At 70.9% G+C, this 18,981-nt stretch carries 20 protein-coding genes and 3 pseudogenes; 6 read left to right on the top strand and 17 right to left on the bottom strand.

Annotation, left to right across the window (positions count from 1 at the left end; translation table 11 throughout):
- Nucleotides 1-48: 48 nt before the first annotated feature.
- Nucleotides 49-435: a winged helix-turn-helix transcriptional regulator gene (locus BXA11_RS06025; RefSeq protein ID WP_076433431.1), complete on the bottom strand. Its 387-nt coding sequence runs from the start codon at nt 433-435 to the stop codon at nt 49-51.
- A gap of 106 nt (nt 436-541) precedes the next feature.
- Between BXA11_RS06025 and BXA11_RS06020 the strand changes: the two genes are divergently transcribed.
- A complete protein-coding gene (locus tag BXA11_RS06020; protein ID WP_076433428.1) occupies nt 542-1,177 on the top strand; it encodes an NAD(P)-dependent oxidoreductase in 636 nt (211 codons plus the stop codon).
- 34 nt (nt 1,178-1,211) lie between these two features.
- On the opposite strand, the gene BXA11_RS06015 is transcribed toward BXA11_RS06020, so the two are convergent.
- The gene (locus BXA11_RS06015) at nt 1,212-2,183 is read right to left on the bottom strand and encodes an alpha/beta hydrolase fold domain-containing protein (protein ID WP_076433426.1); all 972 of its coding nucleotides are present in this window, start codon (nt 2,181-2,183) and stop codon (nt 1,212-1,214) included.
- Nucleotides 2,184-2,194: 11 nt separating this feature from the next.
- Complete coding sequence (budC, locus tag BXA11_RS06010; protein WP_076433423.1) at nt 2,195-2,956, bottom strand: meso-2,3-butanediol dehydrogenase; 762 nt, start codon at nt 2,954-2,956, stop codon at nt 2,195-2,197.
- Nucleotides 2,957-3,072: 116 nt separating this feature from the next.
- On the opposite strand from budC, the gene BXA11_RS06005 reads away from it, so the two are divergent.
- Both BXA11_RS06005 and BXA11_RS06000 read left to right on the top strand, forming a co-directional pair.
- On the top strand, nt 3,073-3,639 hold the full coding sequence (locus BXA11_RS06005; protein WP_076433420.1) for a TetR/AcrR family transcriptional regulator: 567 nt from the start codon (nt 3,073-3,075) through the stop codon (nt 3,637-3,639).
- A gap of 212 nt (nt 3,640-3,851) precedes the next feature.
- A complete protein-coding gene (locus BXA11_RS06000) occupies nt 3,852-6,113 on the top strand; it encodes a catalase (protein WP_076433418.1) in 2,262 nt (753 codons plus the stop codon).
- Nucleotides 6,114-6,165: 52 nt separating this feature from the next.
- On the opposite strand, the gene BXA11_RS43025 is transcribed toward BXA11_RS06000, so the two are convergent.
- Nucleotides 6,166-6,705, bottom strand: a complete 540-nt coding sequence (locus BXA11_RS43025; protein WP_159454738.1) for an MmyB family transcriptional regulator — start codon at nt 6,703-6,705, stop codon at nt 6,166-6,168.
- On the opposite strand from BXA11_RS43025, the pseudogene BXA11_RS45620 reads away from it, so the two are divergent.
- Nucleotides 6,649-7,008: pseudogene (locus BXA11_RS45620) on the top strand (transposase); the annotation flags it as partial. The gene BXA11_RS43025 and the pseudogene BXA11_RS45620 sit on opposite strands and share 57 nt — an antisense overlap.
- Before the next feature lie 37 nt (nt 7,009-7,045).
- On the opposite strand, the gene BXA11_RS05990 reads toward BXA11_RS45620, so the two are convergent.
- The 13 genes and pseudogenes from BXA11_RS05990 to BXA11_RS05935 form a co-directional block, all read right to left on the bottom strand.
- Complete coding sequence (locus tag BXA11_RS05990) at nt 7,046-7,243, bottom strand: DUF7167 family protein (protein ID WP_076433416.1); 198 nt, start codon at nt 7,241-7,243, stop codon at nt 7,046-7,048.
- Between the two features lie 3 nt (nt 7,244-7,246).
- Entirely contained in the window at nt 7,247-7,633 is a 387-nt protein-coding gene (locus tag BXA11_RS05985) for an ester cyclase (RefSeq protein ID WP_239104901.1), read from the bottom strand.
- A pseudogene (locus BXA11_RS44355) lies at nt 7,588-7,713 on the bottom strand (ester cyclase); the annotation flags it as partial. The pseudogene BXA11_RS44355 and the gene BXA11_RS05985, both read right to left, overlap by 46 nt.
- Before the next feature lie 59 nt (nt 7,714-7,772).
- Nucleotides 7,773-8,924, bottom strand: a complete 1,152-nt coding sequence (locus BXA11_RS05980) for a glutathione-independent formaldehyde dehydrogenase (RefSeq protein WP_076433414.1) — start codon at nt 8,922-8,924, stop codon at nt 7,773-7,775.
- Between the two features lie 13 nt (nt 8,925-8,937).
- Complete coding sequence (locus BXA11_RS05975; RefSeq protein ID WP_076433412.1) at nt 8,938-9,390, bottom strand: DUF1931 family protein; 453 nt, start codon at nt 9,388-9,390, stop codon at nt 8,938-8,940.
- Nucleotides 9,391-9,428: 38 nt separating this feature from the next.
- A complete protein-coding gene (locus BXA11_RS05970) occupies nt 9,429-10,292 on the bottom strand; it encodes a cyclic nucleotide-binding domain-containing protein (protein ID WP_076433410.1) in 864 nt (287 codons plus the stop codon).
- Complete coding sequence (gene trxA / locus BXA11_RS05965) at nt 10,276-10,728, bottom strand: thioredoxin (protein ID WP_208865550.1); 453 nt, start codon at nt 10,726-10,728, stop codon at nt 10,276-10,278. The genes BXA11_RS05970 and trxA overlap by 17 nt, the downstream gene beginning before the upstream one ends.
- Before the next feature lie 3 nt (nt 10,729-10,731).
- Complete coding sequence (gene clpB / locus BXA11_RS05960; RefSeq protein WP_076433408.1) at nt 10,732-13,350, bottom strand: ATP-dependent chaperone ClpB; 2,619 nt, start codon at nt 13,348-13,350, stop codon at nt 10,732-10,734.
- Complete coding sequence (locus tag BXA11_RS05955) at nt 13,341-13,667, bottom strand: chaperone modulator CbpM (RefSeq protein WP_076433406.1); 327 nt, start codon at nt 13,665-13,667, stop codon at nt 13,341-13,343. The genes clpB and BXA11_RS05955 overlap by 10 nt, the downstream gene beginning before the upstream one ends.
- The gene (locus BXA11_RS05950) at nt 13,664-14,653 is read right to left on the bottom strand and encodes a DnaJ C-terminal domain-containing protein (RefSeq protein WP_076433404.1); all 990 of its coding nucleotides are present in this window, start codon (nt 14,651-14,653) and stop codon (nt 13,664-13,666) included. Before BXA11_RS05950 ends, BXA11_RS05955 begins: the two co-directional genes overlap by 4 nt.
- Nucleotides 14,653-15,147 carry a nucleotide exchange factor GrpE gene (locus BXA11_RS05945; protein WP_076433402.1) on the bottom strand — a complete coding sequence of 165 codons (495 nt, stop codon included), beginning with the start codon at nt 15,145-15,147 and terminating at the stop codon, nt 14,653-14,655. Before BXA11_RS05945 ends, BXA11_RS05950 begins: the two co-directional genes overlap by 1 nt.
- A 6-nt stretch (nt 15,148-15,153) precedes the next feature.
- Nucleotides 15,154-17,052, bottom strand: coding sequence for a molecular chaperone DnaK (dnaK, locus tag BXA11_RS05940; RefSeq protein WP_076433400.1), 1,899 nt, complete (start codon nt 17,050-17,052; stop codon nt 15,154-15,156).
- Nucleotides 17,053-17,074: 22 nt separating this feature from the next.
- Nucleotides 17,075-17,542, bottom strand: coding sequence for a general stress protein (locus BXA11_RS05935; RefSeq protein WP_076433398.1), 468 nt, complete (start codon nt 17,540-17,542; stop codon nt 17,075-17,077).
- A gap of 712 nt (nt 17,543-18,254) precedes the next feature.
- Between BXA11_RS05935 and BXA11_RS45265 the strand changes: the two genes are divergently transcribed.
- A complete protein-coding gene (locus BXA11_RS45265; protein ID WP_076433394.1) occupies nt 18,255-18,485 on the top strand; it encodes a dienelactone hydrolase family protein in 231 nt (76 codons plus the stop codon).
- Between the two features lie 13 nt (nt 18,486-18,498).
- Nucleotides 18,499-18,981: pseudogene (locus tag BXA11_RS44350) on the top strand (dienelactone hydrolase family protein).

The following is an 18,981-nucleotide window of genomic DNA, read 5'->3' as shown; positions in this document are numbered from 1 at the left end:
CGCCGCCGGTGGTCATGTGCCTGACGGCGGTCACGGTGATGGCCGCCGTCAGCCGGCGCGGTCGAGGCGGGCGGCGGCGTCGTACGACTCGCGGGCGTCGAGCAGTTCGTCCCAGTGCTCCGCCGCCCAGGCGCAGGCGACCTCCAGCGGTTTGAGCAGGCTGCGGCCGAGCGGGGTCAGTTCGTACTCGACGCGCGGGGTGGCCTCGGCGTAGACGGTGCGCGTGACCAGGCCGTCCCGTTCGAGGGACCGCAGCGACTGGGTGAGGACCTTGGGCGTGACGCGGCTCAGCGGTACGCGCAGCTCGGAGAACCGGCGCGGCCCGTGTTCGAGGCACCGGATGACGAGCGGCGCCCACTTGTCGCCGAAGCGGATCGGATTGAGCGAGGACGGACACAGCTCGTCGAACATGTCGGCGGGCAGGGGTTCCCTCATGGCCTCACGATAACCGGTATCCCGGCGGTAACCAGGGGCCCGGATAGCGTCCGGGGGCATCGGCCGGGCGCACGGGCTCCGGCCATGGTGAGAGAGGTGGTTCGCCGTGAACATCGTGATCTTCGGAGCGGGTGGCCGGGCCGGGCGGCAGGCGGTGGCGGAGGCGCGCCGGCGCGGTCACCGGGTCACCGCCGTGGTGCGCGACCCCGCGGGCCACGGCGACCTGGGCGACGTGCGGGTGGTGGCGGGCGACGTCACCGACCCGGTGAGCGTCGAGCGCGCGGCCGCCGGGCACGACGCCGCCATCAGCGCGGCCGCGGACCTGTCCGCGTCGCCGCACGACTTCTTCACCGCGTCGGCCCGCGCGCTGTCCACCGGCCTGGCGAAGGCGGGCGTATCCCGCCTGGTGGTGGTCGGTCTCGCGTCGGTCATGCCGGGGGCTTCCGGTGCTCCTCTGATGGACGAGCCCGGCTACCCGAACGAGTATCGCGCCTTCTCCCTCGGCCACGCCGCGGGCCTCGACGAGCTCCGGGCCTGCGACCTCGACTGGGCGTACGTGGCGCCCGCGGGCGACTTCGACCACGACGGCACGGGCACCGGCGGCTACCTGCTCGCCGAGCACGGTGACATGGCCAGCCGGATCACGTACGCGGACTTCGCGATCGCGCTGCTCGACGAGGCCGAGGCACCCCGCCACCACCGCGCCGCCGTCAGCGTCCGGGAGGCGCCGTCGTCCCGCTGAACGGCTACGTGAAGGGTTTCAGCGACACTGACGCTCAGCCGTGCAGGTTGCGGCGGAGGAAGGCGTGCCAGGTCTGCTCGAACGAGCGGGCCAGGGCCGACGTGGCCGCGAAGCGGTCCCAGGCGTGGAACGCGCGGGCGTAGAGGTGCAGATCGACCGGCACACCGGCGGCGGTCAGCCGGCGGGCGAAGTCGATGCCCTCGTCCCGCAGCACATCGAACTGGGCGACGGCGACGAAGGTGTCCGGCAGACCGGCGAGGTCTGTGGCCCGGCCGGGCGCGGAGTACGGGTGCACGTCGCCCGTGTCCAGCCGGTCGCCCAGGACCGCGGCCCAGGCGAGCCGGATGTCCGGACGGGCGAAGACCACCTCGGAGACGGCCTCGAAGCTCGACGGCGTCTCCAGGCGGTCGTCGAGCATCGGGTAGAGCAGGGACAGCGAGCACGGCCGCACGGCCTGCCGATCGCGCGCCATGAGCGCGGTGGCCGCGGCGGGGGCTCCGCCGCCGCTGGCACCGGCGAGCCCGATCCGGTGCGGGTCGATCCGGTGCTCGGCGGCGTGTTCGGCGAGGTGGGTGTAGGCGAGGTAACCGTCCTCGGCGGCACCGGGAGCCGGGGTCTCCGGGGCGAGCCGGTAGACGACGGCGGCCACGACGCAGTCGAGGCCCAGGGTCAGAGCGGTGTGGTAGGCGTCGTCGTCGCGGGCGTCGTCGCCGAGGACCTGGGCGCCGGCGTGGAACCAGACCAGGGCCGGGAGGGGGTGTTCGGCCCCGGCGGGGCGATACAGGACCACCTCGAGCTCGGTCCGATCGGCTCGGGGGATGCGCAGCGTCTCGATCGTGACCCGCGGGTCGGCCGGGGCCGGGGCCAGCCGGGCGCGGGCCTCGCGGAGTCGCGCACGCAGGCCGGGGATGTCGGAGAGTTCGAGCAGGGTGCCGTTCGCGGCCTTGGGCATCGCGGCGAACGCGGCGGCGAGTTCCGGGTCGAGCGCGTCGACGGTTCCAGGCATGGGAGGTCCTTTCAGAACAGGGAGGGCTGGCCGCTGCCGGCGGTGATGCCGCCGTCGACGGGCAGGATGACGCCGGTGATGAAACGGGCGTCGTCCGAGGCCAGGAAGCAGACCGCGGCGGCGACGTCGGCCGGGGTGCTGAAGCCGGCGAGCGCCCGGCGCTGGTTGAAGCGTTCGATCAGGTCGGCGTGCTTCGCCGCCAGTTCTTCCGGCCCGGTCAGCGACGGGGCGACGGCGTTCACCCGGATGCCGAACTGGCCGAGGTCGAAGGCGAGCCCGCGGGTGAGGTTCACGACCGCGCCCTTGGCCGCGTTGTAGGCGGTGAGCCGGCGGTCGCCGCCGAGGCCGGAGGCCGAGGCGATCTGGACGATGCTGCCGCGGCTGTCCTTCAGGTACGGCAGCGCCGCCTGCGCGCCGAAGAAGCAACTGTCGACGTCGGTGCCCATGACGAGCCGCCAGTCCGCCGGCGTCGTCTCCGCGAACTCCCTGCCGAGGCCGACGCCGGCGTTGGAAACCAGGACGTCGATGCGGCCGAACCGGGCGGCGCCGGCGTCGATCATCGCCTGCACCTCGTCCTGGCTGGTGACGTCGGTGGCGACCGGGAGCGCACGGTGGGTGCCTAACTCGGCCGCGAGGGCCTCCAACCGGTCCTTGCGGCGTGCGGCGAGGACGACGTTGGCTCCTTCGGCGGCGAACCGCCGCGCGATGCCCTCCCCGATGCCGGAACTGGCTCCGGTGACCACGACCGTCCTGCCGGTGAAACGCTGTTCCACGGTGACCTACTTCATGTCAGTAGCTGACGCACTTTCGTCAGCGACTGACTGTACGATGCGTCAGTGACTGACGCAAATCTATGTCAGTCACTGACGCTCGTGGTAGGGTTCCGAACGTGCCACGGAACGGGGATGAAGTGCGGCTGCGCCTCCAGGAGGCCGCGCTCGAGCTGTATTTGGAGCGTGGCTACGACAAGACCACGACCGGGGACATCGCCGCCCGCGCCGGAGTCACCGAGCGGACCTTCTTCCGCCACTTCGCCGACAAGCGTGAGGTCTTCTTCGACGGCGAGGCGCAGCTACGGGACCTGCTGACCGGCGCGGTCGCGGCGGTGCCGGCCGGCACCAAACCACTGCCCACCCTGCGGGCCGCGTTCCACCAGACCGTGCCGCTGATCGAACGCAACCTCCCGATCACCCAGCGGCGGGCGCCGGTCATCGCCGCCACGCCTGCCCTGAAGGAACGGGCGCTGGCCAAGAGCGCGGCCCTCGTCGCCGCGCTCACCGACGCCCTCCGGGCCCGCGGCGTCGCCGAGCCGATCGCGGCCCTGTGCGCCCAGGTGGGCATGGACACCTACTCGATCGCCGTCCGCCGGTGGGGAGCCGACCGCACCGACGACCTGCACACCCACCTCGACCGGGCCTTCACCGATCTACGGCTCGCCGCGAACGCCCTGAAGTGACCGGCCCGGCGTGATTTCTCGCCCTTGATGGCGGCGCGGTCCCGGCGCCGCGTCGTCGGCGGACACGGGCCGTCCGGACGAGGGCGGGCCGGACGAGGGCGCTCGGGCCGGAGCGGTGGCCGATTCCCGGGCGTACCGGCGTGTTTGGCTCTCCTACCTGCGGGTAATCCGGCGCGGACGTGCCCGAACCGCTCCATGGAGGATTTCGCCGAATGGATGCCAGCAAGCCCGCCAAGGCCGTCAAGGGCGTCGTGGAGAACGCCGCGGAGAAGGTGGCCGGCGCCCTGACGCCGGACGTTCCCGGCGCGCCGGGCAGCGCCCCGGCGACCGTCGAGGAGCCGTCGACGCCGCGCGACCCGCTGCCGCCGAAGAAGGAGCAGGGCGCTCCCGCGACCGTCACGCCGACCGGAGCGGAGACCGGCGCGCCCGCCCCGTCGAAGGGCCAGCAGGGCGCCTACCTCACCACCGCGCAGGGGGCGCGGCTGCGCGACACCGACCACTCGCTGAAGGCGGGTGAGCGCGGCCCGACCCTGCTGCAGGACCACCACCTGCGCGAGAAGATCACGCACTTCGACCACGAGCGCATCCCCGAGCGCGTCGTCCACGCCCGGGGCGCGGGCGCGCACGGCGTGTTCGAGGCGTACGGCACCGCCTTGGCGGTGACCAAGGCCGGCTTCCTCAAGAAAGGGAAGAAGACCGACGTCTTCGTGCGGTTCTCCACCGTCCTCGGTTCGCGCGGCTCGGCCGACACGGTCCGCGACACCCGCGGCTTCGCGACGAAGTTCTACACCGACGAGGGCACCTTCGATCTCGTCGCGAACAACATCCCGGTGTTCTTCATCCAGGACGGCATCAAGTTCCCCGACGTGATCCACGCGGGCAAGCCGCACCCCGACAGGGAGATCCCCCAGGCGCAGAGCGCGCACGACACGTTCTGGGACTTCGTCTCCCTGCACACCGAGGCGCAGCACCACACCATGTGGAACATGTCCGACCGGGGAATCCCGCGATCCTTCCGGATGATGGAAGGCTTCGGCGTCCACACCTTCCGGCTCGTCGACGAGGCGGGGGAGACGGTGCTGGTCAAGTTCCACTGGAAGCCCAAGCTCGGCGTGCACTCCCTGACCTGGGAAGAGGCGCAGATGCTCAGCGGCATGGATCCCGACTTCCACCGTCGCGACCTCTACGACGCGATCGAGGCCGGCGCCCACCCCGAGTGGGAGCTCGGCATCCAGGTGTTCCCCGACACCCCGGACCAGACCTTCGAGGGCATCGACCTGCTCGACCCGACCAAGATCGTGCCCGAGGAGCTCGCGCCGGTGCAGCCCGTCGGACGGATGACGCTCAACCGGACGCCGACGAACTTCTTCGCCGAGGTCGAGCAGGTCGCCTTCCACGTCGGCCACCTGCCTCCGGGGATCGACGTCACCGACGACCCGCTGCTGCAGACGCGGCTGTTCTCGTACCTCGACACGCAGATCACGCGGCTGGGCGGCCCGAACTTCGCGCAGATCCCGATCAACCGTCCGCACTGCCCGGTCAACGACATGCTCCGGGACGGCTTCCACCAGCACGCCGTGCACTCCGGGGTCGCGCCGTACCGGCCGAACTCGCTGGACGGCGGCAATCCGTTCGTCGCCGGGGACGCCGAGAACGCGTTCGTCGACACTCCGGTCGAGGTCGCCAGGGGGAGGAAGGTCCGCGCCAACCCCGTGTCCTTCGACGACCACTTCAGCCAGGCCCGCCTGTTCTGGCTGAGCATGTCGCCGGTGGAGAAGGAGCACATCATCCGCGCCTACACCTTCGAGCTGGGCAAGTGCTACGAGCAGGCGATCAAGGAGCGTCAGCTCCGGTGCCTGGCGAACATCGACCCGGTCCTCTGCCGGGAGGTCGCCACCGGGCTGGGCCTGCCCGCGCCGGAGCCGGCCCTGCCGCTCGCCGACCCCGCACCGAGCCCCGCGCTCTCGCAGGTGGGCAAGGAGTGGCCGGGTGACGGCCGCGTGATCGGCATCGTCGTGGACGACGGCGCCGACCTCGACGGCGTACGCGACCTGCGCAGGGACGTGTTCGCCGCCGGCATGGTGCCGCTGCTGATCGCCCCGCACGGCGGGATGCTGGGCGACCTGCCCGTGCAGCGGACCTTCGCCACCGCCCGGTCGATCGAGTTCGACGCCCTGCTGGTGGCGGCCGCGCCGGCGCCGGCCCCCGACGCCCTGCCGGCACGCGACGCCAAGGCGGGCGCCGATGACTCCCTCACGGTCGACCCGCGGGTGACGCTCATGATCGAGGAGTGCTGGCGGCACGCCAAGGCCATCGGCGCCTGGGGCGCGGGCGCGAAGCTGCTCGCCCAGTCGGGACTCTCCGGCGCGCCGGGCGTGGTCTCCGGCGACTCGGCCACGGAGGTCTTCACCGCCGTGCAGCGGCTGATGGCCGCCCACCGGGTCTGGGAGCGGTTCCCCGCCTCGGTGGCGTGACGCTCCACATCGGGCGTGCCCAGGGCCTCCTCCCTCGGCTCAGGGGAGGGGACTACCCGGCGGCGACGAGTTCGGCGATCCGCGCCTGGTCGGCGTCGGCGGCGCGGAAGGCGACGAGCTTCTGCTCGACGTCGTCGGCGGTGAGGAGGACCACGTGCCGTAGTTCTTGTTCGCCGAGGAGCGGATGCCGCAGCCTCTTGATGCCCGAGCCCAACGGCGCGATGTCGTGCCGCGGCCACCACGCGCGTATCTCCGGGCTGGCGGCCTTGAGCCGGGCGGTCAGCTCCTCGAACCCGTGGTCGCCGGGGTGGCGGGCGGCGGCGGAACGGAAGCGCGCGAGCAGCGCGGACGCCTCCTGCTCCCACTCGACGAAGACCATGCGCGCGGCCGGGTCGGTGAACATCCACCAGAGCACGTTGCGGGCCTCGGGCGCCAGCAGGAGCCAGTCGGTCCACAGCGCACGCGCCGCCGACGAGGCGCAGAGCGCCGGCCAGCGCGTCGAGGACCTGACGCGAGGGGCGCGCGTCCCGGCCCTGCTGCCCGCCCCGACGGCGCTTCCATCTACGTCATCTCGGACAACCTGTCGGCCCACAAGAACTGGCGCATCCTGGCTTGGGCGAAGAAGAACAAGGTCGAGCTGTTTTTCACCCCGACCTACGCCTCCTGGGCCAACCCGATCGAGGCGCACTTCGGACCCTTGAGGAAGTTCACCATCGCCAACTCCGACCATGCCAACCACACGGTGCAGACCCCGGCCCTGCACGTCTACCTGCGCTGGCGCAACGCCAACGCCCGCCACCCCGACGTCCTGGCCGCCCAGCGACGAGATCGCGCCCGCATCCGCAGCGAGAAAGGCATCCGCTGGGGCGGCCGACCACTCTCAGCCGTGGCCTGACGACCACCCAACCCGTTGATCGTTTCCAGTCACAGCACTAGATCTCCCTCCAGCCGGCGCTGGAGTTCGCGCACACGAGCGCGTCGACGCGGTCAGCCAGGTACGCGTCGCGCTGGTCCGCGCTCATCGCATCCCAGTCGGCCCGTGGAACCCGGATCTCCTCGCTGGCGACGTCGTGCCTGCACTGGAAGAACAGCTCGACCGTCACCATGTCGTCCATGTCCTCTGCCGGCATCGCTCAGTCCTCCGCCCGCCGCTCACACGGCGACAGCTGCTCGTCGAAGGCGAGGCGCCCGCCGAGCTGCGTGTAAAGCTCCAGCTGGTCGAAGTACATCCGGTGACTGATGATCTTGTCGTTGCCCACCGAACAGGTACTGGTGCCCCGGACTGCGACATGGCGGCCGGTTCGTTCCAGCACCTGGCCCCCGGGCAGCAGGAAGGGCCCGGTGTGGGTGCCGGTGAGCAGCCATTCGGTCACCGCCGGATCGGTGCACAGGACGGTGTGCCAGACCGTCATGCGCATGCCGGGAAAGCCCTGAACAGATCGTCGTAGTAGGAGGCGATCTGCTCGTGCCCCTCCGCTACGCCCGCCGGGGTCACCAGGACCGCGTCCTGACTGTGACACTGGATCACCTCGTCCGGATCGTGCCTGTTGAAGGCGTCGTGCAGCCTGTGCTTGAGCAAGCGCGCGTCCGGCAGGCGCATGGCGCGTCCCCCTCACTGCCAACGGTCGGACCGCGGGGCCCGCGGCCGCCACACGAGGGTCAGCCGGTGCCGGCGGGATGTAGGACGACCTTGGTCCAGCCGGGATCACGCCGGTCGAAGTGCTCGTAGCCGCCGGGCGCGTCGTCCAGATCCAGCTCGTGTGAGACGACCCACGACGGCCGGGCCTTCCCCTCGTGGATGAGGGTGCAGAGCTGCCGGTTGTAGTTCTTGACGTTGCACTGGCCGTTGCCCATGGTCTGGCCCTTGAACCAGAACATCCCGTAGTCGAATGCGATCTCGCCCTGCTTGTAGAGGTCGTCGGGGCTGCCGGGATCCATGGCGACGAACACGCCCACGACCCCGATCGTCCCGGCGAACCTCACGGACTTGACGAGGTTGTTCAGCGTCATGTTGGGATGCTCGTGCCCCTGGGGGTCGTGCGCCTGGTAGCCCACGCACTCACAGCCCCGATCGGCGCCCCTGCCGTGCGTGAGCTCCATGACCTGGTCGACCGGCGACGTCTTGGAGTCGTCGATCGGGATCGCCCCGATCTCCTCGGCCTTGGCCAGCCGGTCCGGGTGGCGGTCCACGACCATCACCATGCCCGCGCTCTTGAACGTCGCGGAGTAGGCGGCCATAAGGCCGACCGGCCCCGCCCCGTAGATCACCACCGAGTCGCCGGCCTGCACACAGGCGAGCTGGGTCGCGTGCCAGCCGGTGGGCCAGATGTCGGCCAGCATGACGTAGTCGGTCTGCCTCTCCCGCGCGTCCTCGGGCAGGACGAGGCAGTTGTAGTCGCCGAACGGCACGCGCAGCAGCTCGGCCTGGCCGCCGTTGTACGGGCCCATGTCCGCGAAGCCGTAAGCGGCCCCGTCCACCCCCGGCTCCGGGTTGGTGGTGAGGCAGAAGGCGGTCAGCCCGCTCTCGCAGTTGGCGCAGAAGCCGCACGCGACGTTGAACGGCACGCAGACCATGTCGCCGACGCGGACGCGTACCACTCCCGGCCCCACTTCGACCACCTCGCCGAGGTTCTCGTGGCCGAGGACACGACCCGGCTCCAGGTCGGTCCGGCCTTCGTACATGTGCAGGTCCGACCCGCAGATGTTGGTCGTGGTGACACGGACCAGGACGTCGGTGGGCACCTCTATCCGCGCGTCCGGCACGTTCTCGACGCCGACCTGCCGGGGTCCCTCGTATACGACTGCCTTCATAATGTCCTCACTTCTAGAGCAGCAGCCGGAAGGCGCGGATCACGCGATCCCACTGCTCCGTCCTCGGGTTCTTCAGGCCGGGATCGAGGATGGTGAACGTGCGCGCCAGCGCCAGCGACAGCCCGCCGACGATCTCGGGCAGCCGTTCCCTCACCTCCTCGCCAATGGACAGGTCGAGCGGAGGCAACGCCGCGAGCTGCTCCAGGATGGGCTTCAGCTCGATGTCCTCGTCGAGGTCGCGGAACCGGTGGATGCTCTCCTGGAGGCCCTTGGTGATGGGCAGGTCCCAGGTCTCGACGACGTCCCGGACGTTCGCCTTCGCGTGGGCCTGGCCGATCACCAGCAGGTCGTACAGCTTCTGGTTCACGAAGTCGCTGTAGCGCCGGAGATCCTCCTTGTCGACGTCGAGGCCCGCCGCCGTCCTGAAGAACCGCTCGAACCTCGGCACCGCCATCACTTCTGCCATCGCCAGTCCCCTTCCTCCCCGCGTGGGCGGCCCAGCCCCTACCCGGCCAGCCGCCGGACCTGGGTGTTCGGCATCACCTGAATGCCGGGGTGTTGTTCGATCTCGACCGTCAGGTAGCGGGACATGTTCCTGGTCAGCTCGCCTTCGCGTACGAGCAGGCGGACAGAGGCGACGTGGCGGGCGAGGAACAGCGCGGCCTGGCCGGCCGAGCACATCGCCTCCCGCGTGCTCGGCGCCGGGAGGCCGATGGCCCTGGCCAGCTCCGCGTTGGTGGGGTTGCGCAGCACCAGCTCGCCGCGCCAGATCACGACCGGCGTCTCCGCCGGGGTGACGTCCGTCCGTCGCAGGAAGCGCTCGACCTCGGCGTCCTGTTCCAGGTCGATCCACTGGTGCGGCAGCCGGTTGCGCGCCGCGAACTCCCGCAGCCGGCGGCAGGCCGGCGAGTAGCGGGAGCCCATGATCCGGAAACCGGCCCCCAGTCCGATGAGCATCGAGCGGCGGATGAGGTAGGCGCGCAGGACGAGGTCGCCCAGGATCTCGTCGCCGGCGACAAGCCGGCGGAGCTCGTCCACGGGCACGGCGAGCACCTCGCCGTCCTCCGCCTCCACGGCGGTTATGAAGCTGGCCTGGCCGGTGAGCACGTTGAGCTCGCCCAGGAACCGGCCCGCGCCGTGGACCCTGATCACGTGATCGTCTGCTCCGTACCCCTTCACGGTCGCCACCTTGCCGCTCAGCACGACGAAGAAGGCGGCGCACGGGTCGCCCTCCGCGAACAGCACGTCGTCCCGGTGAGCCGGGCGACGCTCGCCGTGGGCGGCCAGCGTCCGCATCCGCACATCGCTCAGCCGGGGGTAGGCGCCCTGCAGATCGGGCGACTCGGTCAGCTCATCCGGCCAGCGCATCGCCGACCCACTCCCGCAGCACGGGCGCCGGCGCCGCACCGGCCCGCTGGGCCACGACCTGCCCCAGCCGCAGGACGACGAGCGTCGGCACGGCCTGCACGCCGAAGCGCCGCGACGTCTCGGGCGCCTCGTCGATGTTCACCTTCACCAGCTTGATCCGCCCGGCCAGCTCGGTGGCGACCTGCTGGAGCGCCGGGCTCACCATGCGGCAGGGCCCGCACCAGGACGCCCAGAAGTCGACGACGACCGGAATCCGCGCCGCCTCGGCGACCTCGGCGACCTCGGCGAAGTCCTCGTCCCCCGCGTCCACCACCCACGGCAGCGGCTCGCGGCACTCGCCGCAGCGCGGCGCTCCCGCCCCCGCCTTGGGCACGCGGTTGTTCCGGCCGCAGTGCGGGCACCGGACGACGCTCGACTCCACGACCTTCGGCGGCATCGATCAGCCCTCCGGGTTCTCGTACGTGACCACGATCTCGCCGCCGTACAGTTCCACCCGGATGGTCGCGCCGTCGCGGACGTCGCCGGCGACCAGCGCCCGCGCGACCCGGGTCTCCACCTCGCGGGCGATGTAACGCCGCAGCGGGCGGGCTCCGTAGATCGGGTCGAACCCGCGCTCGGCGATGTGGCGGACCGCCTCCGGGCTGATCTCGAGTGTCATCCTGCGCTCGGCGAGCCGCGCTCTGATGTCGTTGAACATCAGCGTGACGATCTGCTCGATCTCGGCCTCGGTGAGCGGCTTGAACAACACGATGTCGTCGATGCGGTTGAGGAACTCGGGGCGGAAGCGGGCGCGCAGCTCCGCCATGACCATCTCGCGCACCTCCGGGTCGATCTCGCCCGACGGCGCCGCCTTCTCGCTGAGGTAGTGCGAGCCGATGTTGGACGTCATGATGATCACGGTGTTGCGGAAGTCGACCGTGCGCCCCTGGGCGTCGGTGAGCCGCCCGTCGTCCAGCACCTGCAGCAGGGTGTTGAACACGTCCGTGTGCGCCTTCTCGATCTCGTCGAAGAGCACCACGGAGTAGGGCTTGCGCCGCACGGCCTCGGTGAGCTGGCCGCCCTCCTCGTAGCCGACATACCCGGGCGGGGCGCCGACGAGGCGGCTGACGGTGTGGCGCTCCTGGTATTCGCTCATGTCGACGCGGACGATGTTCTCCTCGGTGTCGAACAATGCCTCGGCCAGCGTCTTGGCCAGCTCGGTCTTGCCGACTCCGGTCGGCCCGAGGAAGATGAACGACCCGATCGGGCGGCGGGGGTCCTTGATCCCCGAGCGCGCCCTGATGATGGCGTCGGCGACCGCCCGCACGGCCTCGTCCTGGCCGATCACCCGCTGGTGCAGGATCTCGTCGAGCCGTAGCAGCTTCTCCCGCTCGCCCTCCTGCAGGCGGCTGATCGGGATGCCGGTCCACCGCGACACGATGCCGGCGATCTCCTCCTCGGTCACCACCTCACGCAGCAGCCGCTGCCCGCCCTGCTTGCTCTCCAGTTGCTCCTCCGCGGCACGCAGCTTCCGCTCCAGCTCCGGAAGCCTGCCGTGTCGCAGCTCGGCCGCGCGGTTCAGGTCGTACATGCGCTCGGCCTGCTCGGCCTCCCGGCGTACGCTCTCGATCTCCTCGCGCAGCTGCTGCACCTTGCGCAGGGCGTGCCGCTCGGCCTCCCACTGGGCCCGCATGGCGTCGGCCTCGGCCCGCAGGTCGGCCAGCTCCTTGCGTAGCGTCTCCAGGCGCTCCCGGCTCGCCGGGTCGTCCTCCTTGGCGAGCGCCGCCTCCTCGATCTCCAGCCGCGTCACCCGGCGGGTCAGCTCGTCCAGCTCTGCGGGCATCGAGTCGATCTCCGTACGGAGCATGGCGCACGCCTCGTCGACAAGGTCGATCGCCTTGTCGGGGAGGAAGCGGTCGGAGATGTAGCGGTGGCTCAGCACGACCGCGGCGACGATCGCGCCGTCCTGGATCTTCACGCCGTGGAAGACCTCGAGCCGCTCGCGCAGCCCGCGCAGGATGGAGATGGAGTCCTCGACCGACGGCTCCTCGACGAAGACGGGCTGGAAGCGGCGCTCCAGCGCGGCGTCCTTCTCGATGTGCTTGCGATACTCCGCCACGGTCGTCGCGCCGATCATGTGCAGCTCGCCGCGGGCCAGCATCGGCTTGAGCATGTTGCCGGCGTCCATCGCCCCCTCGGCGGCGCCCGCGCCGACCACCGTGTGCACCTCGTCGACGAACAGCAGGATGCGCCCCTCGGACGCCGTCACCTCCGTGAGCACGGCCTTCAGCCGCTCCTCGAACTCGCCGCGGTACTTCGCCCCGGCGACCAGCGCGCCCATGTCCAGGCTGAAGATCGTCTTGTTCTTCAGGCCCTCCGGCACGTCGCCGCGCGCGATGCGCTGCGCGAGGCCCTCCACGATCGCCGTCTTGCCCACGCCCGGGTCGCCGATCAGGACCGGGTTGTTCTTGCTCTTGCGGGACAGGATCTGGACGACCCGGCGAATCTCGCCGTCCCGCCCGATGACCGGGTCGAGCTTGTCCGCCCGCGCCGCGGCGACGAGGTCGCGCCCGTACTTCTCCAGCGCCTCGTACGCGACCTCCGGATTGGCGGAGGTCACCCGCTGATTCCCGCGTGCCTGCGTCAGGACCTCTAGGAAGCGCTCACGGGTCAGCCCGTGTCCCTTGAGCAGCCGGCCCGCCGCGCTGTCGACGCCCTCGTCCAGCAGCGCCATCAGCAGGTGCTCGACCGACACGTACTCGTCCTTCAGCCGGCCGGCCTCCCGCTCGGCGGCGTCGAGCAGCCGCGACAGCCGTTGGGTGACGTAGACCTGGCCGGGAGCGGCGCCGGGACCGGTGACGCGGGGCCGCCGCTCCAGCTCGTGCTCCAGTTCGAGCCGGAGTTTGTCCGGGTCGGCGCCGGCGGCGGACAGCAGGCGCGGGACGAGCCCGTCGGGCTGCCGGACCAGCGCCAGCAGCAGGTGCTCCCCGTCGACCTCGGTGTGTCCGAAGCGGATCGCCGCAGTCTGGGCGTCGTGCAGGGCCTCCTGCGACTTCTGCGTGAGGCGGTTCAGGTCCACGATCTGTCTCCGGTCCTTCTCGTACGGGTACGCAGAGCCGCTTCCAGCTCCGCGATGCGGTCCAGGAGGTCCGTCACGAGGCCGAGGGAGGCGTAGTTGACGGCGAGCCCCGCGTGCAGGCGTTGGAGGCGGCCCGTGGCGACGACCTGGGCGGGCGGGAAGCGTAGACGGCCCGAAGAGTCCCTCCAGGCGTCGATCAGCCCGAGCGCCACCAGGCGGCGCACCAGCTCGGGGTGCAGTCCCGTGGCCCGGGAGAAGGACTCCAGGTCCAGATGCCCGACGCCCACCTGGGCGAGCCGGACGAGCGGATAGGTCATGACGGACTCCTCGGGTCGAACGCCGAGATCCTGGCCAGTTGCTCGTACAGTCGGCGCTCCTCGTCGCCGAGCGTGGGCGGCACCATGATCCGGGCCTCGGCCAGCAGGTCTCCGGGCCGGCCGCGCGGGTTCGGCATGCCCTGTCCGCGCAGGCGCAGGCGGCGCCCGGACGAGGTGCCCGGCGGCACCTTGACCTTCGCCTCCCCACCCGGCGTCTCCACTGCGACGGTCGCCCCCAGCGCGGCCTCCGACGGCGTCAGCGGGAGGCGGACATGGATGTCGCGCCCCTCAACGCGGTAGCGGGGGTGGTCGGCGATCCGCGCGATCAGATAGAGGTCGCCCACCCTGGCGCCGTCGCTGCCCGCGCCGCCCTGGCCCGCGAGCCGGATCCGCTGGCCGTCGGTCACCCCGGGAGGGATGTTCACCTGGAGGGTCCGCCCGCCTCCCGGGCCGGGGATCGTGATGGTCCGCCGGCCGCCGCGGTAGGCCTCCTCGACCGTGAGCGGCAGCTCGGCCTCCTGATCGGCGCCGGGCACCGGGCCCCAGCCGCGGCCGGTCGCGCCGCGCCTGCGCCCGCCGAAGACGCCGCCGAGCAGGTCTTCGAGGTCGATGCCCTCGAAGCCCTCGCCAGTGGTGAAGTGAATCTCCTCCCCGCCCGGTCCGCGCGCCCAGCCGGGCCCCTGTCCCGCCCAGCCTGGTCTCGCGCCCGCTCCTGCTCCGGCGCGGGCGCGCGCGTACGCCGCCGGGTCCACGCCCTCAGGAACCCGGCGAAAGTCCGGCCCGAACGCGTCGTATCGCCGCCGCGTCCCGGGGTCCGACAGCACCTCGTACGCCTCCGAGACCTCTTTGAAGCGGTCCTCGGCGTCCGGGGCCTTGTTGACGTCGGGATGGTAGGTGCGGGCCAGCTTCCGGTAGGCCCGCTGGATCTCGTCCTGGTCCGCCGTTCTCGGCACGCCCAGGATCTCGTAGAAGTCGCGCTCCGCCATCACTCGTCGGCCTTCGTGGAGACGACGACGGAGGCCGGGCGCAGTTGCAGCCCATCCTCGCCGTAGCCGGGCCGTACGACCTCGACGACGGTGCCGGGGTCGGCGTCCGGGACGGCGACCGTGCTGACCGCCTCGTGCCTGGCGGGGTCGAACCGCGTGCCCACGTCGTCCCTGCGCGGGAAGCCTAGGCGCGCGAGCACGCCGACCGCCTGGTCGCGGACGGCCCGGACCCCTTCGATCACCGCGTCGGCGTCGGCATCCGCGTGTTTGAGCGCGAGTTCGAGGTTGTCGACCACCGGCAGCCACTCCGCCGCGACGCGCGTGCGCTCGTCGATCCGCTGCCGGTCCATGTCGCGCGCGACACGCTTGCGGAGGTTGTCGAGCTCGGCGACGGCGCGCAGCCACCGGTCCTCCAGCTCGGCGAGCTGCTCCGCAGCGGATTCCTCGACGGCCTGCCGGGGCTCCGGAGGTGGTGTCTCGTTCTGCTCGGTCATGTCACGTCACGGGCTGTTGGGGCTGGTGAACTCGGCGTCGATGACGTCCTCGTCCGACCCACTCGCGGCGGACTGCGCAGACTGCGCCTGTCCCTGCGTCTGGCCGGAAGCGGCGGACGCCGTCATGCCGAGGCCGTGGTAAACCTGCTGCAGCTCCGCTGTCAGGCTGCGCAGCCGGTCGACGGGCACCTCCTCCTTGATCGCCTGGCGCGCTTCCATGATCAGCTGCTCGGCCCGTGCCTTCTCGTGCACCGGGACCGCCTCGCCCAGCTCCGACAGCCGGCGCTCGACCTGGTAGGCGGCAGAGTCCAGCTCGTTACGGGCGTCGGTCGCGGCACGAAGCTGCGCGTCCTCGTTGCGGTGCCGCTCCGCGTCGGCGATCATCCGGTCGATCTCGCTCTTGTCCAGGTTGGAGCTCTCGCTGATCGTGATGCGCTGCTCGGCGCCGGTGTCCTTGTCCTTGGCGGAGACGTTCAATATGCCGTTGGCGTCGATGTCGAAGGTGACCTCGATCTGCGGCACCCCGCGCGGGGCGGGCCGGATGTTCTCCAGCCGGAACCGGCCGAGCACCCGGTTGTCCGCGGCGCGCTCGCGCTCGCCCTGCAGGATGACGATGTCCACGGCCGACTGGTTGTCCTCCGCGGTGCTGAACGTCTCCGTGCGGCGGGCCGGGATCGTGGTGTTCCGCTCGATGATCTTCGTCATCACGCCGCCGAGCGTCTCGACGCCGAGCGACAGCGGCGTGACGTCCAGCAGCACGACGTCCTTCAGTTCGCCCTTGATGATGGCCGCCTGGACGGCCGCGCCGACGGCCACGACCTCGTCCGGGTTGACCGTCATGTTCGGGTCCTTGCCCGTCAGCCGCCGCACGAGTTGCTGCACGGCCGGCATGCGGGTGGAGCCGCCGACGAGGATCACCTCGTCGAGGTCGTTCGTCGTCAGCTTCGCGTCGGCCATGGCCTGCTCCACCGGCCCCCGGCAGCGTTCGAGCAGGTCGTGAGTGATCTGCTCGAAGGTCGAGCGCATGAGCGTGGTGTTCAGGTGCTTGGGGCCGGTCGCGTCGGCCGTGATGAACGGCAGGCTGACCTGCGTCTGGGTGACCGCCGACAGCTCCACCTTGGCCTTCTCCGCGGCCTCGAACAACCGCTGGAGGGCCTGCGGATCGCGCCGCAGGTCGATGCCCTGCTCCTTGTGGAACTCGTCGGCCAGGTGGTCGACGACGCGCCGGTCGAAGTCGTCGCCGCCCAGGTGAGTGTCGCCCGAGGTGGCGCGGACCTCGATGACGCCCTCGCCGATGTCGAGGACGCTGACGTCGAACGTGCCCCCGCCCAGGTCGAACACGAGAACGGTCTCGTTGCCCTTCTTGTCCAGGCCGTATGCCAGGGCCGCCGCGGTCGGCTCGTTGATGATCCGCAGGACCTCCAGGCCGGCGATCTTGCCGGCGTCCTTGGTGGCTTGCCGCTGCGCGTCGTTGAAGTACGCGGGCACCGTGATGACGGCCTCGTTTACCTTCTCCCCCAGGAACTTCCCGGCGTCCGAGGCCAGTTTGCGCAGCACGAAGGCGGAGATCTCCTCCGGCGCGTACAGTTTGTCGCGCACCTTGAACCGCACGGCGTCGTCCGGGCCAGGCACGACGTCGAACGAGACCGCCTTGATCTCGCTCTGCACCTCGTCGAACTTGCGCCCGATGAAGCGCTTGGCCGAATAGATCGTGCCCTTCGGGTTGAGGATCGCCTGGCGTCTGGCCATCTGGCCCACCAGCACCTCGCCCTGGTCCGTGAAGGCCACCACCGAGGGAGTCGTGCGCGACCCCTCCGCGTTCGGGACGACCGTCGGATGCGCGTCCTCGGTGGTCGCGATGACCGAGTTCGTCGTGCCGAGGTCGATGCCCACCGCCTTGGCCATGTCCTCATCCCCCTCCTGGCGCTCACCTGAGCGCAGCGGCCTCACGAGCGTCGGTGAGCACGCGCCGGGCCTCGTCGGCGAACTCGGGATCCACGAGGATGTCGTAGTGGTCGGCGACGACCGCAGGCATCGAGGTGAACGCCCGGTGCTGCACCACGTGACTGATCGCACCCCAGACGAGGCCGAAGATCAGCCCGAGCACGATCGAGGAGCCGATGGCCCATCCGGCCCACGGGCTGAAGATCGCGAATATCAAGCCGATGAGAAGACCGATCCAGCCGCCGGTGCCCGCGCCGGTGACGAGCGCCCTGCCGAGGCCCCATCGCCCGAGCACCTTCTCCTCCCATCGCAGATCGCAGCCCACGATGGTGACGTGTGCGATCGGGAAGTCGTGGCGAGCCAGGACGTCCACCGCGTGCTGGGCCGCGTCGTAGCCGCTGTAGGTGGCCAGCACCACCTTGTGGGGCCCTGCTGTTCTCGGGACGCTCACGGGACCAACCCCCTCGGCTATTCCAGCTCGTGAAGACAACTCGCTCCGACGCCGCTGCATATCGGCCCGAGCGGGAGAACCGGAATCCACGCCACCTTCGACATTGGCGGTGTCAGGGCTCTATCAGCGAGAACAATCCCTGTGACGCGTGTCCCCCGTCGGCTTGTGGAACGCCTCGACGGAATTTTCGTCTCCCATACCAGGATCCCCCCTGCCGTTCCCTCGCACCACCCTTCCCGCCCCTCATCTGCCTCTCATGAGCCGTCGCAAGTCGCCCAGCGGGAGCACCAGATGAGAAGCATTTCCGTACCGGGCTCGTTGCCTGGTGTTCCCGGTGTAGTGGGAGGAGCCCTTCGGCATGGTCATGATCGACCGGTGGTGGGACCAGGTGCGCGCCCTTGTCGGGATGCAGGCGGCCCACCCAAAGGACCCATTCCTCCTTGCGCGCGCGGAACGGGAATGTGGCGAAATCTACGGCATGCGCACCTGCGCGACTCAATTGAGGCCAGGGGCGCTCGCCCGCTGCGACCAAGAAATAGAGACGAGGTTGACGGCGGTGCCGAGGGCCCGGTAGTAGCCGCCGAGTTCGCCCCGGACGTCGCCATGGCAGGTGACCACGGTGGGAGCCGTACGTGCCGATGCGCACAACGGCCCGGCGAGCGAATAGTCGTGGACCACGTCGGGCGCCAGCCCGCACAGGAAGCGCTCCGCAGTGGCAGCATGCACGACTTCCGGAAACGCCTCTCCGATTCTCGCCGACGGCGGCATCTTCCCCGGCGTGGTCGTGGCGATGGAGCTCTTCGGCGTCAGCGCCCACGTCCGCGACGTCTGCGAGCGGCTCGCCGCGGACGGATACCTCGCGCTGGCGCCGGACCTCTATCACCGCGACGCCCCCGGGATCGAACTCCCGCACGACGCGGCGGGCCGTGAGCGCGGCTTCTAGCTCCCTGCACCGGATGACGCGGGATCAGGCGGTGGACGACGTGCGGGCCGCCATGGACCACCTGCGTGCGCGGGGCTGCGCGCGCGTCGGCATGGTCGGCCTCAGCGTCGGCGGCCACGTGGCCTACCTCGCGGCCGCCCGCCTGGACCTCGCGGCGGTGGCCGTCGCCTACGGCGGCTGAATCCCGGCCGCCGGCATCCTCCTCGGCGGCCCGGAGCCGACGCTCGCGCTGACCCCCGGCATCACCGGGCGCGTGCTGGTCCTCGTGGGCGCCGAGGACCACGTCGTTCCGCCGGACCACCGCCGGATGATCGCGGACGCGCTGCGGGCCGCCGCCGTACGCCACGAGATCGTCGAATATCCCGGCGCGGGTCACGGGTTCCTCTGCGACCGCCGTGACACGTTCGACGCCGCGGCGGCCGGCGACGCCTGGCGGCGCGTACGGGAACTGCTGGCCGAAGAACTGGTCGAGAGTGGTCCGGTGAGGAGGCGGTAA

The sequence above is a fragment of the Microbispora rosea genome, assembly GCF_900156315.1.
GTDB lineage: Bacteria > Actinomycetota > Actinomycetes > Streptosporangiales > Streptosporangiaceae > Microbispora > Microbispora rosea.
Note: the sequence above shows the minus strand (reverse complement) of the source record. Positions and strands in the feature narration are given on the sequence as shown.

What these genes read in the sequence shown, in the direction of transcription:
- BXA11_RS06025 (WP_076433431.1), bottom strand. Translation starts at nt 435, where the DNA reads ATGAGGGAACCCCTGCCCGCCGACATGTTCGACGAGCTGTGTCCGTCC.
- BXA11_RS06015 (WP_076433426.1), bottom strand. Translation starts at nt 2,183, where the DNA reads ATGCCTGGAACCGTCGACGCGCTCGACCCGGAACTCGCCGCCGCGTTC.
- BXA11_RS06000 (WP_076433418.1), top strand. Translation starts at nt 3,852, where the DNA reads ATGGATGCCAGCAAGCCCGCCAAGGCCGTCAAGGGCGTCGTGGAGAAC.
- BXA11_RS05990 (WP_076433416.1), bottom strand. Translation starts at nt 7,243, where the DNA reads ATGCCGGCAGAGGACATGGACGACATGGTGACGGTCGAGCTGTTCTTC.
- BXA11_RS05980 (WP_076433414.1), bottom strand. Translation starts at nt 8,924, where the DNA reads ATGAAGGCAGTCGTATACGAGGGACCCCGGCAGGTCGGCGTCGAGAAC.
- BXA11_RS05975 (WP_076433412.1), bottom strand. Translation starts at nt 9,390, where the DNA reads ATGGCAGAAGTGATGGCGGTGCCGAGGTTCGAGCGGTTCTTCAGGACG.
- BXA11_RS05970 (WP_076433410.1), bottom strand. Translation starts at nt 10,292, where the DNA reads ATGCGCTGGCCGGATGAGCTGACCGAGTCGCCCGATCTGCAGGGCGCC.
- trxA (WP_208865550.1), bottom strand. Translation starts at nt 10,728, where the DNA reads ATGCCGCCGAAGGTCGTGGAGTCGAGCGTCGTCCGGTGCCCGCACTGC.
- BXA11_RS05955 (WP_076433406.1), bottom strand. Translation starts at nt 13,667, where the DNA reads ATGACCTATCCGCTCGTCCGGCTCGCCCAGGTGGGCGTCGGGCATCTG.
- BXA11_RS05950 (WP_076433404.1), bottom strand. Translation starts at nt 14,653, where the DNA reads ATGGCGGAGCGCGACTTCTACGAGATCCTGGGCGTGCCGAGAACGGCG.
- BXA11_RS05945 (WP_076433402.1), bottom strand. Translation starts at nt 15,147, where the DNA reads ATGACCGAGCAGAACGAGACACCACCTCCGGAGCCCCGGCAGGCCGTC.
- dnaK (WP_076433400.1), bottom strand. Translation starts at nt 17,052, where the DNA reads ATGGCCAAGGCGGTGGGCATCGACCTCGGCACGACGAACTCGGTCATC.